Raw genomic sequence first — 13,672 nt, 5'->3', positions numbered from 1 at the left:
TCGATGGACGGCCGTGGAGAGAAAAATGCGTTTGCAAAGGTCTTTTGGTTGGAGGTACTGGGCCATCTTGGGCGGCGTTTTGATGGTCGTGGTTACCGCAGGTCTAATTTTCGAGTCAGGCAAAAAGCAGCCCGCAGCAACCGAAGCCCTGGAGGCTTCAGAAAACTGACAATTCGCCTACTAGATGGTAAGCTGCGAGTAGTCCGCTATCTCAGGCCGTGACGGGAAACTGTTCTTTTGCAAAGGCACTCAATAGCTGGGCGGCCTTGCAGGGGAGGCTTTCAGGATCATCGTCTGCAAAAACGGCATAGGCGGCATAGGCAAACCGAGGAGCATCCTCAATCACCCTCAACCAACCGGTTTCGACTTCCTGCGCAACTACCCGCCAGGGGAAAAATCCGGCTCCCGGCTGGGCTTTCAAGTAGTTCAGGCCAAGAGTTCCAATACCAAGCTGCAACAATGGCGTCGGAATTTCCGGAAAGTTCAGCAGGTGATCGGCGCGGAATTCTGGCCCCCAGTCGATCAGAACATAGTTTTCTTCAAATGGGCTTCGCGAGGTATCAAAATCGCTGCTTACGAGTACGAAATCATCTTCGAACAACTGCATTGCGGTCAGCCCGACAGTGTTTCGCGGATCATACATCACAGCCAAATCCAGCGCGCCCGCAGTCGTTTGGCTTAGCAGTGTTTCAGTTGAAACCGTAGACCCGTGAACCGCCACATTCGGAAACGCTTGCATAAACTCTGGCATCGCGTCGATCAGGAACCCGTCCCACAAGCTGGGCACAGCGCCGATTTCCAGAGCAGCTTCCACCGCATCAGGCAGGGAGGCGTCGATCCGGGCTTGTGTCCAGCACCTGACAAGTGCCTGCGCGTGTTTATGAAAGCGGTGCCCCGCAGGAGTAAGTGTAGCGCCCGATTTTCCGCGCTCGAATACTGGTCGTCCGAGCTGTTGTTCGAGTGACCGAATACGCATGCTCACTGTTGATTGTGTAACGTAAACCTTGTTGGCAGCCTCCAGAAAACTGCCCGTTTCGACAATCGCCAGAAATGTGCGCGCGAGTTCAATATCCATGGGGTATCTATTCGATCTTCTAATATAATGCATGAAGCAATTTCGCTATTCAACTAAAACAGTATGTGGCAGATTTGGCTCGTAGCATGAAACTGCTGCCGCTGTTCGGTTGCGACCCTAGGGTCTCAGAGTCCCCCATCTCGAAGTGAGTGTCGAAGAACGGCTCCCGGCAGCGCGAAGCATCTTTCATGCTACACGACTTGCCTCACCTGATCGGGAACGTATTGGCCTGCGTTCCCGATCCAAATCGCCGCCGCGCTGTCGTCGCTGTTGCGCGTAAACTGGCTGTTCTGCTCTATCGTATGTGGGCAGATGGCACCGAGTTCCGTCCGGTGACGGTGGAGGGCACAGCATGATCTGAACCGCCCAACACCAAAACTGAACGGGGTCGTCCTCATCGGGCGAGGTTCGTGGATGAAGCCGAATATGGCTGATGCGCAAAGAGAAGCGCGTCCCAAAGCGAGGCTCTCCACTGCCAATCCGACACCTGCGTGCAGCGATGTCCCACGCGGCATCAACCAGACTGCGAAGAGAAGCCTGATCCGGATGAGTGACAAGCGCCCCGATTAAGAAAGAAAAACGAGCTTGACCGATATCCCCAATTAGAGGAACTGCCTTTCGTTACCCCAAGCGAAGCTACAATTTGGCACTGAAAGCAGACTGTCACGAGCGCTCAAACAACATACAAAAAAATGTCATTGGCGTGCCAGAAGCGAACTCATGACAAAGTCCTCCACACAGCCAATTTTCGCGATGACCATAATTGCGAAATGATAGTTGGGTCGCACCTTAAACGTCACCGATAGTCCGGCAGGACGGAAACCGGCTTCACTTCACTACGCCGAAACACGCCAGGTGCACCCGGATCGTTCCATCGAAATAAAGTGATGTGCCAAAGACCCGGACGCCTTCGTGAGGGATCAATCAATCCGATATGCCCGTCTGCTCTGATCCGATCAGCAGCGAACCATGAGGACGGATCCCTACCGGCAGTTACGAGTTTGCGCCAGGGTTGACTGGCAAGCGCATAGATATCTGCGGCCTCGGGGCTGCGCAAATCGAACAACGCGCATCGTTCCACCTCGAAAGTCAGCACAACCCGCGGGCGATCATCCTTCCTGACGTCCTGACCAATAGCGACTTTTGCGCTTTCGACATCAGGGCTCAGATACAAAGCGTCCTGCCCCCGGCGATTGAACCTGGCGGCTGGGCGATCCGGTGCGCCGCGCATGAGGTGAACGTCTGGGTCATCGGCCCAAACAATCTTTACGAATTCTCCGGAAACTTCTGTCAGCATAACGGGTGGCACTGATCGTTTGCGCGTCGCGTTATAGGAAAGACGCAAGGCGGCAGGGGTTTTCCTAGAGCAGAGAAGACGAATGATATCTTGATTGAAATCACTTACTCATGTTTCCTCGCACTGTGTTGCATTTCCAAAGGCCTCTCGCATGACGGCTCCAAAGATCGCCCTCCTTGGCGCAATTCTCGAGTCAAATCGCTTTGCACCCCCGGCTGATTTGTCAGACTTTAAGTCTCTGACATGGCTTACAAGCGATGCTTTGATGTCTGAAGCCAGATCCGCGACACCAAAGCTGGCAATAGAATTTGCGGCCTTTGTCCGGGCGATGGATGCTACGGGCGACTGGACGCCGGTACCCTGTATCTTGGCAGCCAGCCATCCCGCAGGTCCAGTACGAAAAACCGTAATCGAAGAGATCATAGTGACTTCGGAAGACATGCTTCGCTCAGCTGGCCCTGTTGACGCAGTCTACATCTGCAATCACGGCGCGATGGTTGCCGAGCATGACCACGACCCCGACGGTTTGTTGATGTCACGTATTCGAGGAGTTGTTGGACCGGACGTACCTGTCATTGCGACACTCGATTTGCATGCAAATATCTCACAACGGATGGTCGATGCCTGTGACCTGATCGTCGGCTATCGGACAAATCCTCACGTCGATCAGATAGAACGTGGCGAGGAAGCCGCCTTTTCGCTGCGCCGGGTTTTGGCGTCGGGCGTCCGGGCCCAAACCGCACATGTCAAACTGCCTCTTGTTCCCGCATCTGTAACACTTCTAAGTGCAGAGCATCCGTATGGCACGCTGATCGACCAAGGTCAGCGACGACAAGCCGAAAGTCGAGGTGAGATCGTCAACGTATCAATCTTTGGCAATTTCCTTTTCTCAGACACGCCTGACAACGGTTTGAGCATCGTTGTCACTGCGCGTGAGGACCAGAAGGCGGCCAATGCACTGGCGGAAGAACTAGCAGACATGGCCTGGTCTTTGAGAACGGATTTCGTTCGGAAACTGACATCCGTGACGGAAGCGATCTCGATTTCCGCTGACCAAGCGCGCACGCCTGTGATTTTCTCCGATGCCGGTGACAATCCTGGTGGCGGCGGCAGTGGCAGGACGACGGAACTGTTAGCCGCTCTTCATGCGGCAAAAGTCGAAGAATGCCTATTCGGTTCCTTTTGTGATCCGGAACTTGCGAACGAAGCCCATGGCATCGGTGTCGGCGGCAAATTCAGGGCACGATTCAACCGGTCTTCCGATTCCAGCGCATTCTGGGCGCAATGGGATGTGCCTTTTGAGGCGGGTGCAGAGGTCTTGGGTCTCCATAATGGAGATGTGGTAGGTGAACTGGGCATGACGGCTGGTCGGAGATTGGCCCTAGGGCCATCCGCTGCGCTTCGTATTGGCGGCATCACCGTGGTGGTGATCACCGATCGCACACAGACTGCCGACCCCGTGTTCTTTCATATGTTCGGGCTGGATATTGCGTCTGCCCGGACTGTTGTTGTGAAATCCCGAGGCCACTTTCGGGCCGGGTTTTCCAACTGGTTTGGGCCGAACCAGGTATTTGAGGTCGACACAGGAGGGCTTACGTCGCCAGTTCACAACCGCTGGCCGTTTGCAGGCTTGCCACGACCGAACTTTCCGATGGACGTCGATACCTCGCGGTAGGCTCAAATGCTGCGCTAGACGGGCTCTGAATATTTGTCGTGTGGCGTCGTCAATTTGACAAACTGCATGAACTGGCGGGCAAGCTGTGACGGCGGTCGGCCTGATGGTAGAACGAAGCTGGTGTCATAAAAGATGGCGGCGTCAAATGGCCTGACTACAACACCATCCATCCCCGTCGACAACAATGGGAACGGGTTGATGAGTGTCACGCCCAAACCCTCACGGACGAGCTCCAGAGCGGCCATGTTCGTTGCCGTTTCTGCAACTTGTTTTGGCCGAATTCCAGCGCGCGCAAAGATCTTTTCGGTGATCGCTCGCGTCCCCAGCCTTCGCAGAAACTCGATCAGCGCGACGCCTTCAAGGTCGTGCGGCGTTACCACTCGTTTTTCCGATAGCGGATGGTTGTTCGGCATGGCGCAGACCACCTGACTGCGGCGCCAAGGCATTAGGTGAACACCCGTTCGTTGGATCATCGCACTCGTCAAACCAAGATCATAGCGGAGGTCGAGAATGCCAGCGACAAGCACGTCCGTGGCCTGAATATCCAGTTGAAGCTGCTTTCCTTCATTTTTCTTGAGAAAACTGGCCACCCTGGAGATGACAAAGTGATGCGCCAGAGTTGGCGGCACGATCAGGCGTAACGGCTCGTTATCCGGAGTAGCCCATTCTGCGCCCTCGATGTCCGCAAGCGTCTCGAAGATTGGGTCCAGTTTTTCGTTGAGGCGCAACGCTTCGTCGGTTGGGTCAATGCGTCCCGACCGCCGGAGAAACAAAGACCGTCCAACTCGGGCCTCGAGTTGCGACAAGGACCGACTAACGGCAGACTGAGAAATCCCGAGACGCCGTGCGGCGCCGATTGTCGTCCCAGTTGTGATCACGGCTCTCAGTGACTCGAACTCGCGCAGTCTGTGCCGGTGTTCCGTCATGCTGCATTCCTCCCCCGGTATGATCGATTGAACATCCAAACTCTTGGATTGGTCTATGCAAAATTGCATAGCATTGAGTATTGGCAATGATTTTTGCGGTAGCTAGCCTTTTTTAATAGGGCGCGGGGTCGGCCAAGGATTCGCCTATTCACAAGCGCCAAACAAACAGGGAGTCTTTTTGATGAGGAAACTCACATCTGCGACAGCTGTCGCTGTCGGCATTTTGGCTTTCGGCGTCGGTGCTGTTTCGGCCGAAAAACTGACGATCGGCCTCGCTTCGGAGCCGACGTCACTCGATCCGCATTTTCACAACCTCGGTCCAAACAACGCGATGTCCGTGCACATCTTTGACCGGCTGATCGCGCAGGATGAAAATCAGCGCCTATCGCCGGGTCTTGCCGTGTCGTGGGAGCCGATTGATGAATTGACGTGGGAGTTCAAGCTGCGTGAGGGCGTAAAGTTTCACGATGGAAGTGACTTTACGGCGGACGACGTCGTCTGTACCATGGTGCGCGCACCGGACGTACCGAACTCTCCATCGGGATACGGCACCTATCTTAAGGGTAAGGAAGTCGTCAAGATTGATGACTACACGGTGCACTTCAAAACGGCCGCACCTTATCCGTTGATGGGCAATGACATTTCCACGATCCCTGTGATCTCAGAAGTGGGATGCGAAGCAACGACGGAAGACTTCAACGCGGGTACGGCCGCCATCGGCACAGGGCCGTTCAAGTTCCAAAGTTACACGCCGGGTGAAAGCATCGTGCTGGTACGGAACGACGACTACTGGGGTGACGCACCGATCTGGTCCGAGGTGGAATTCCGCCCAATCACGTCCGGTCCGAGCCGTGTTGCGTCGCTTCTTGCCGGTGACGTCGACATGATATCGGGCGTACCAACGACCGATATCACAACACTTCAGGGCAATGATGGTATCCAGTTGAGCCAGGGCGTGTCCAACCGAGTGATCTATCTTCACATGGACCAATTCCGCGAGGATTCACCCTTTGTGAAGGCCAACGGTGGCGGTGATATCAAGAACCCCCTCATGGACGTCCGCGTCCGCAAGGCGATCAGCATGGCGATCAACCGCGATGCAATCGTTGAGCGTGTCATGGAGGGGGTTGCCCTGCCCGCCGGCCAGCTTCTGCCCGAGGGGTTCTTTGGCGTGTCCGACAATCTGGACGTCGTGGCTTATGACCCGGACGGTGCTAAAGCGCTTCTGGCTGAAGCCGGTTATCCCGATGGATTTGAAATGACAATCCATGGGCCGAATGACCGTTACATCAACGACGCCAAAATTGCCGAGGCAATTGCGCAAATGTTGACCCGTGTTGGCATCAAGACAGCCGTCGAAACAATGCCGCGTTCGGTATACTTTGGACGCGCGTCCAAAGGCAGCCCAGAGGGTCTGCCGGAGTTCAGCTTTATCCTCGTCGGATGGGGCGCGGGGTCCGGCGAAGCGTCCTCGCCTCTCAAATCGCTGATCCACACCCATGACAAGGATGCGGGCTTTGGATCATCGAACCGTGGCCGGCACTCGGATGCTGAAACCGACGCACTGATCGAAGAAGCCCTGCGAACAGTCGATGACGCAAAGCGGCAGGAACTGCTCGCTGCGGCGACAGAGCGCGCGATCGAGAACGTGGCGATCATTCCGACGCACTTCCAGGTCAACACCTGGGCGGCCAAAAAAGGTCTGAGCTACATCCCTCGGACCGACGAATACACTCTCGCGACAGGCGTCGTGAAAGAGTAATCGCAATGCATCCGGGCCGCCTTCGCAGCGGCCCGGAGCCTTTGCCCAGGGAATGTCCTCATGACCGTTTTTGTCATTCGCCGATTGCTGCAAGCAATGCTTGTTGTCTTCCTGATGTCGGTGATTGTCTTTTTCGGCGTCAATATCGTTGGTGACCCGGTCTACATGCTGGTCAGCCCCGACGCGGATCAGGCTGACATCGAAGCTGCCATTCGACGGCTTGGATTGGATCGGTCAATTTGGGAACAGTACTGGTTGTTCCTCAAAGGTGCTGCACACGGTGACCTCGGCGACAGTTTCGTCTTCGGTGAGCCCGCGCTCAAACTGATCCTGCACCATATGCCAGCTACGATGGAACTGGCGTTCAGTGCACTCTTTCTTGCCATCGTGCTCGGTATTCCATTGGGGCTTTATGCCGGGCTCTATCCCGAAAGCCCGCTGTCCAAGGGCATCATGGCTGGCTCAATCCTCGGGTTTTCGCTGCCGACTTTTTGGGTGGGACTGATGCTCATCATGTTGTTTGCCGTTGAACTCAGGTGGGTCCCTGCGACAGGGCGAGGTGACATCGGCTCGTTTCTCGGGAATCACAGCAGCCTTTTCACGCTCGACGGGTTGAGCCACATCTTCCTGCCTGCTCTCAACCTGGCGCTTCTTAAGATTTCACTGGCAATCCGTCTCACCCGAGCGGGTGTCCGGGAAGCGATGGGACAGGATTACGTGAAGTATGCCCGGGCCAAAGGGCTTTCGACCCGACGCATCATTCTGGTGCATGTAATGAAAAACATCATGATCCCGGTAGTGACCGTCATGGGCCTTGAATTCGGCAGTTTGATCGGGTTCTCGGTGGTGACTGAATCGATCTTTGCATGGCCGGGAATGGGCAAACTGCTGATCGACGCAATACTGCAATTGGATCGGCCTGTCGTCGTCGCCTATCTGATGATCATCGTACTGTTCTTCGTGCTGATCAATCTGATCGTCGACATACTCTACTCGATCCTCGATCCGAGGGTTCGTTTGCAGGATCAGGGCGCATGACCGACACCGTCACAGATCATTCGCTGACCCCTGCCAAGTCCCCTAAAGTCGAGACGCCGTTCCAGCGTTTTCGGGCCGAGTTCTTCGAAAGCAGGATCGCGACAGCGGCGCTTGGCATATTCCTGATCATCGTTCTTTTGGCCATTCTGGCGCCCTGGATCACACCGCAGAACCCCTACGATCTTGGTCAGGTCAGCGTCATGGATGGGCGCTTGCCTCCGGGTTCCGAAGCATTCGACGGATACACAATGTGGCTCGGCTCAGACGGGTCTGGACGCGATCTCTACTCGGCAATTCTCTATGGCTTGCGTATATCTCTGACCGTTGGGCTTGCATCTGGAGTGATTGCCCTTCTGATCGGTATGGCGATCGGTCTGATCGCGGCCTACGCCGGTGGCCGGACCGAAGCGTTCATCATGCGCATCGTGGATCTTCAACTGTCGTTCCCGGCATCGCTGGTTGCGCTGATGATGGTTGCGGCACTTGGTAAGGGTGTCGACAAGATCATCCTCGCCCTCGTGATCGCGCAATGGGCCTACTACGCCCGCACGGTTCGCGCGACCGCGCTTGTCGAGCGTGGCAAAGAGTATGTCGAAGCCGCGCAATGCCTTGGAATATCACGACCCCGGATCGTCTTTCGCCATATCCTTCCGAATTGCATGGCTCCTCTGATCGTCGTCGGCACGGTGCAAACCGCCAGCGCGATCTCATTGGAAGCGACGCTTTCGTTTCTTGGCGTAGGCCTTCCACAGACTGAACCGTCGATTGGGGTGCTGATCGCAAATGGCTTCGAGTACATGCTGTCCGGGCGCTACTGGATATCCGTTTTTCCCGGCGTCGCTCTGTTACTGACGGTCGTGTCCATCAACCTTGTGGGCGACCATTTGCGCGATGTTTTGAACCCGAGGTTGAAGAAATGACGGCAGTACTCGAAGTCAGCGGGCTGAAGACCCATTTCTTCACGCACGCGGGTGCGGTCAAGGCCGTGGACGGTGTGGATTTCACCATTTCCAAGGGCGAGGTCATGGGGCTGGTGGGTGAGTCCGGGTCAGGCAAGTCGATCACCGGGTTTTCCATCCTCGGGCTGATCGATCCCCCCGGGCGCATCGTCGATGGGTCAATCCGTTTTAATGGTAACGAGATCGCGAACGCACCGGAAGAGCGCCTCAAAACCTTGCGTGGCAACCGAATCTCGATGATCTTTCAGGATCCGATGATGACGCTCAACCCGGTCCTGCGCGTCGATACGCAGATGATTGAGGCCATTCTTGCCCATGAAAACGTCAGCCGCCAAACCGCCTGGGAAAGAAGCCGCGATGCGCTTGGTTTGGTCGGCATCCCATCGCCGGAAGAACGATTGCAGGCCTATCCGCATCAGCTTTCCGGTGGGATGCGGCAGCGCGTGGCGATTGCGACAGCTTTCCTGAACCAGCCGGACCTCATCATTGCCGACGAGCCGACGACCGCGCTCGACGTGACAATTCAGGCGCAGATCATCCACGAGGCGCAGAAGCTGACGAAACGTACGGGAACCGCGATGATCTGGATCACGCATGACCTTGCCGTTGTGGCAGGGCTCGCGGACCGGATTTCGGTGATGTACGCCGGACGGATCGTTGAGCAAGGCGGTATCGACGATGTGATCGACCGTCCGTTGCATCCCTATACGGTTGGGCTTCTCGGATCGGTTCCGACGGCGAACCGGCGCGGGCAACGTTTGTTCCAGATCGAAGGGATGACGCCAAACATGCTCGCCCTGCCTGAAGGATGCGCCTTTGGACCGCGTTGTCAGGCCCGAACGGCAGCGTGTTCCAAGCGACCCCCGATAGAGGACGCAGACGGTCGCCGCCTTCGCTGTTTTAACCCGCAACGCGCGGAGGAGAAGGCATCATGACAGAACCGCTCGTCGAAATCCGCGGCGTTTCCAAGCGCTTCACCAAGCGTTTGGACGTCGCGGGGAAAATCGCGCAGCGACTTGGCGCGAATATCCGGGAAGAAACGGTCCATGCTGTCGATAACGTGAACCTGTCGATTCAAAAGGGTGAGGTTCTGGGATTGGTCGGCGAATCCGGCTGCGGCAAGTCCACTTTGGGACGTGTTGTTGCCGGCATTCACGCTGCAAGTGACGGACAGATGTTCTACGAAGGCAAAGATGTTGCGACGTTGAACAGCGCCGACAAACGCGCGGCGACCCTCGCAATTCAGATGATCTTTCAGGACCCTTTTGCCAGCCTAAATCCGCGTATGCGCGTCGAAGATATCATCGGCGAAGCACCGCGTATGCATGGGATCGTCAGCAAGGCAGAGAGTGCGGATTACGTGGACGACGTGATGCGCAAGGTCGGCCTCGACCCCTCGCTCAAGCGGCGTTACGCGCATCAGTTTTCCGGCGGGCAAAGGCAGCGGATCGGGATCGCCCGTGCGCTCGCCGTGAAGCCGAAGTTCCTTGTCTGCGACGAAGCCATCGCTGCCCTGGACGTATCAATCCAGGCGCAGGTCATCAACTTGTTCATGGATCTGCGCGAAGAGCTGGGCCTGACCTATCTGTTCATCAGCCATGACCTGAGCGTCGTCGAACACATCGCCGACCGCGTGGCGATCATGTATCTGGGCCGCATTGTCGAGAGCGCCTCGACTGAGGACATTTTTTCTGACCCACGCCATCCCTACACGAAAGCGCTGCTTGCAGAGGCTCCGCGCCTTGATCAGCGCCGGCGTGAGTTTGCCCCGATTGAGGGGGAAATTCCGTCGCCGCTCGATCCGCCATCTGGATGTACCTTCCACCCGCGTTGCCCGGTGGCGACCGCTGAGTGCCGCACCACTGTTCCTGAACTGAAAGCGGGGTGCGGCGGGCGCGAAACGGCTTGCCTTCTGGAACACGCCGAAACCGTTTGAACGAGAAGCTGGAGAGCCCCTTGAAAAACGCCGATCCGATCTGGGACCACGTTGACCGCCATCGTGATGATTTTATCGCCTTGTCAGACCGCGTCTTTGACACGCCCGAGACGCTTTATGCCGAGTACAAGTCCGTTGCCGAACATGTGCATATGTTACGCGCTCAAGGGTTCAAGATAACAGAAAATGCAGCTGGCATTCCTACGGCCGTGATTGGCGAAGCAGGAGACGAGGGTCCGGTGATCGCCATCCTCGGCGAGTTCGATGCGCTGCCATATCTGAGCCAGACGCCAGGTGTGGCAGAACATCAGCCGCTTGAAGAGGGCGGCAACGGGCACGGGTGTGGTCACAACCTGCTGGGCGCTGCCGCACTCTTGGCCGCGACGGCGGTGAAAGACTGGCTGACCGAAAACGGCATTAAGGGCCGTGTGCGGTACTATGGCTGCCCCGCTGAAGAAGGGGGCGCGGCCAAAACGTACATGGTGCGCGAAGGACTGTTCGATGATGTCGACGCGGCCATCTCCTGGCATCCAGCGACCTTCACAGGCGTGAATGAGGCCAGATCGCTCGCGAACACCCGGATCGATTTCACTTTTCATGGAAAGGCTGCCCATGCTGCTGGCGCGCCTGAACTTGGCAGATCCGCGCTTGATGCGGTTGAACTGATGAACATTGGCGTGAATTACCTGCGCGAGCACATGCCCGACAGCGCCCGGGTGCACTACGCCTATCTCGACGCAGGTGGCGTTGCGCCTAATGTGGTGCAGGCCAAGGCCACAGTGCGCCAGCTCGTCCGGGCCAGTTCGCTACCCGACCTCGCCGATCTGGTTACGCGCGTCCGAAAGATCTCGGACGGCGCGGCGCTGATGACAGGAACGCAAGTTACCAGCCAGGTCTTTTCCGGCGTCTCGAACCTGCTTGGCAATCGTCCTTTGGAAGAAACCATGCAGCACGAGCTAGAGAAACTCGGACCCGTCGCCTTTGACGAAACAGACCTCAGCTTTGCCCGCGAGATTCAGACTACATTGACCAAGGCTGACATCAACACGACCTTCAAGCGGATCGGTGCCAAGCCCAAAAAGGATCTCGCACTATGCGACTTCATCGCACCTCTTGATCGCCACAGCGATGGCGGCGAAGGCTCGACGGATGTTGGCGACGTGAGTTGGGCAGTCCCAACCGTTCAGGCACGAGTTGCCACCTGTGCTATAGGAACGCCGTTTCATACGTGGCAAACAGTGGCACAAGGCAAGGCGCCCGCGGCTCACAAAGGCATGGTCTACGCAGCAAAAGCAATGGCCGCGACAACGTGTCGACTGGTTGAGGATCCCTCGCGCATCGAAGCTGCACGCGCGACGCACCAAGACCATCTGGGCGAAACACCTTACACTTGTCCGATCCCGGACGACGTGCGTCCACCTGTCTGAGGTAAAACAACCTTGACCCGCGCCTCTGCTATAGACAACGCCGCCCAGTATTTCGACACCGGTCAATTTGCAACAGAACTTAGCGAACTGGTTGCCCATGAGACGGAGAGCCAGACACAGGAGAAAGCCGCGGAGCTTCCGCGCTACCTTGAGGAAGCCCTCGTTCCGCGCCTGCGCAGTATTGGGTTCTCCTGCGCAATCCACCCGAACCCTGTGCCGGATGCAGGTCCGATCCTTGTCGCTGAACGCATCGAGGACGACTCGAGCCCAACGATCTTGTCCTATGGGCATGGCGACGTGACCCGCGCGCAAACTGATCAGTGGCGAAACGGGCTTCACCCGTTTCGTCTCGTCGATGATGGTAATCGCCTCTTCGGACGCGGTACCGCTGACAACAAGGGACAGCACCTCATCAACTTAGCTGCGTTGAGCTCCGTCATCGACGCTCGTGGATCACTCGGCTTCAACATTCGGATCCTTGTTGAAATGGGTGAGGAGATGGGGTCGCCGGGGCTGTCGAATTTTTGCGCCACGCACAAAGAAAACCTTGCCGCGGATGTCCTGATCGCATCGGACGGACCACGCCTTCAGTCAGACACTCCGACGATGTTCATGGGTTCACGGGGCGGCTATTCGTTCGACCTCATTGTTGACCTTCGAGACGGTGCGCATCATTCCGGCAACTGGGGCGGTTTACTTGCCGACCCCGCGATGATCCTTGCACAAGCCCTCTCGACGATCACCGATGTGAGGGGCCAAATCCAAATACTAGAGTGGCGACCGACCAGCCTAACCGAAGAGATCCGGCATGCCCTGCGCAACTTGCCGGTAGGCGAAGATGGCGGTCCGAAGATTGACGAAGACTGGGGCGAGGAAAGTCTGACACCGGCCGAACGGGTCTTCGGCTGGAACAGTTTTGCGATCCTCGCAATGAAAAGCGGTGTCCCCGAGGCACCGGTCAACGCGATCTCGGAATTTGCCAAAGCCGCCTGCCAGCTCCGCTTCGTTGTTGGCACTAACCAATCCGATATCCTGCCCGCCCTTCGACGCCACCTTGATGCGAGAGGATTCGAGATCGTTCAGATCAAGCCTCACGACCGCAGCTTTTTCGATGCAACGCGAACCTCCCCCAACCATCCCTGGGTGTCTTTTGTCGCGCGTTCGCTTGAAAAAACGTGTGGGAGGCCGCCCCATGTCCTGCCAAATCTCGCCGGTTCTTTACCCAACGACGTCTTTTCCGATGTGCTCGGCCTCCCAACGGTTTGGGTGCCGCATTCCTATCGCGGCTGTTCGCAGCACGCGCCAAACGAGCACGTGTTAAAGTCAGTTTCGCGTGATGCATTGCGTGCAATGGCCGGGCTTTTTTGGGATATTGGCGACCTTGCCAGGCCGCTCTGATCCCGCGCCACAAAGGACTTCATCCGTACCTGGATCGGGTGGGTATCGCACTCCTTACTGTAATTGACCGCTTTCACGGATTGGGGGAGTTGATATCGCATTTGCAGCGAATGACATGGTGTGATCGCGGTGGTCGCTCTCCTTGGGCAAACGAGGCCTGATATTATCAGCCTCACCAA

The 13,672-nt window shown here is 56.8% G+C and carries 12 protein-coding genes and 1 pseudogene; 9 read left to right on the top strand and 4 right to left on the bottom strand.

Going from position 1 to position 13,672, the window contains the following annotated elements:
* Positions 1 to 211 precede the first annotated feature (211 nt).
* Positions 212 to 1,075, bottom strand: a complete 864-nt coding sequence (locus AC2FJF_RS19905) for a LysR family transcriptional regulator (protein ID WP_496726892.1) — start codon at positions 1,073 to 1,075, stop codon at positions 212 to 214.
* Between the two features lie 188 nt (positions 1,076 to 1,263).
* Here AC2FJF_RS19905 and AC2FJF_RS19900 point away from each other — a divergent pair, with 188 nt between their 5' ends.
* Positions 1,264 to 1,431, top strand: coding sequence for a hypothetical protein (locus tag AC2FJF_RS19900; RefSeq protein WP_496726970.1), 168 nt, complete (start codon positions 1,264 to 1,266; stop codon positions 1,429 to 1,431).
* Between the two features lie 440 nt (positions 1,432 to 1,871).
* On the opposite strand, the gene AC2FJF_RS19895 is transcribed toward AC2FJF_RS19900, so the two are convergent.
* Positions 1,872 to 2,372, bottom strand: coding sequence for an RES family NAD+ phosphorylase (locus AC2FJF_RS19895; RefSeq protein WP_496726891.1), 501 nt, complete (start codon positions 2,370 to 2,372; stop codon positions 1,872 to 1,874).
* A gap of 151 nt (positions 2,373 to 2,523) precedes the next feature.
* Between AC2FJF_RS19895 and AC2FJF_RS19890 the strand changes: the two genes are divergently transcribed.
* Positions 2,524 to 4,047, top strand: coding sequence for a M81 family metallopeptidase (locus tag AC2FJF_RS19890; protein ID WP_496726890.1), 1,524 nt, complete (start codon positions 2,524 to 2,526; stop codon positions 4,045 to 4,047).
* A gap of 14 nt (positions 4,048 to 4,061) precedes the next feature.
* On the opposite strand, the gene AC2FJF_RS19885 is transcribed toward AC2FJF_RS19890, so the two are convergent.
* Together AC2FJF_RS19885 and AC2FJF_RS19880 are read right to left on the bottom strand one after the other, a co-directional pair.
* Positions 4,062 to 4,775, bottom strand: a complete 714-nt coding sequence (locus AC2FJF_RS19885; RefSeq protein WP_496726969.1) for a LysR substrate-binding domain-containing protein — start codon at positions 4,773 to 4,775, stop codon at positions 4,062 to 4,064.
* A gap of 12 nt (positions 4,776 to 4,787) precedes the next feature.
* Positions 4,788 to 4,973 (bottom strand): annotated as a pseudogene (locus AC2FJF_RS19880) (helix-turn-helix domain-containing protein); the annotation flags it as partial.
* Between the two features lie 181 nt (positions 4,974 to 5,154).
* On the opposite strand from AC2FJF_RS19880, the gene AC2FJF_RS19875 reads away from it, so the two are divergent.
* The 7 genes from AC2FJF_RS19875 to AC2FJF_RS19845 are packed head-to-tail and all read left to right on the top strand — an operon-like array spanning position 5,155 to position 13,493.
* The gene (locus AC2FJF_RS19875; RefSeq protein ID WP_496726889.1) at positions 5,155 to 6,735 is read left to right on the top strand and encodes an ABC transporter substrate-binding protein; all 1,581 of its coding nucleotides are present in this window, start codon (positions 5,155 to 5,157) and stop codon (positions 6,733 to 6,735) included.
* A 60-nt stretch (positions 6,736 to 6,795) separates the two neighbouring features.
* Positions 6,796 to 7,773 (top strand): ABC transporter permease, encoded by a 978-nt coding sequence (locus AC2FJF_RS19870; protein WP_496726888.1) that lies wholly within the window; start codon positions 6,796 to 6,798, stop codon positions 7,771 to 7,773.
* A complete protein-coding gene (locus tag AC2FJF_RS19865) occupies positions 7,770 to 8,693 on the top strand; it encodes an ABC transporter permease (protein WP_496726887.1) in 924 nt (307 codons plus the stop codon). Before AC2FJF_RS19870 ends, AC2FJF_RS19865 begins: the two co-directional genes overlap by 4 nt.
* Positions 8,690 to 9,667, top strand: a complete 978-nt coding sequence (locus AC2FJF_RS19860; protein ID WP_496726886.1) for an ABC transporter ATP-binding protein — start codon at positions 8,690 to 8,692, stop codon at positions 9,665 to 9,667. Before AC2FJF_RS19865 ends, AC2FJF_RS19860 begins: the two co-directional genes overlap by 4 nt.
* Entirely contained in the window at positions 9,664 to 10,668 is a 1,005-nt protein-coding gene (locus tag AC2FJF_RS19855; protein ID WP_496726885.1) for an ABC transporter ATP-binding protein, read from the top strand. The genes AC2FJF_RS19860 and AC2FJF_RS19855 overlap by 4 nt, the downstream gene beginning before the upstream one ends.
* A 20-nt stretch (positions 10,669 to 10,688) precedes the next feature.
* Positions 10,689 to 12,095 (top strand): amidohydrolase, encoded by a 1,407-nt coding sequence (locus AC2FJF_RS19850; RefSeq protein ID WP_496726884.1) that lies wholly within the window; start codon positions 10,689 to 10,691, stop codon positions 12,093 to 12,095.
* Positions 12,096 to 12,107: 12 nt separating this feature from the next.
* Positions 12,108 to 13,493, top strand: a complete 1,386-nt coding sequence (locus AC2FJF_RS19845; protein ID WP_496726883.1) for a M20 family metallopeptidase — start codon at positions 12,108 to 12,110, stop codon at positions 13,491 to 13,493.
* Positions 13,494 to 13,672 lie beyond the last annotated feature (179 nt).

The organism is Ruegeria sp. CDSB013, assembly GCF_059611165.1.
This window is presented reverse-complemented; position numbering and strand designations above follow the sequence as displayed.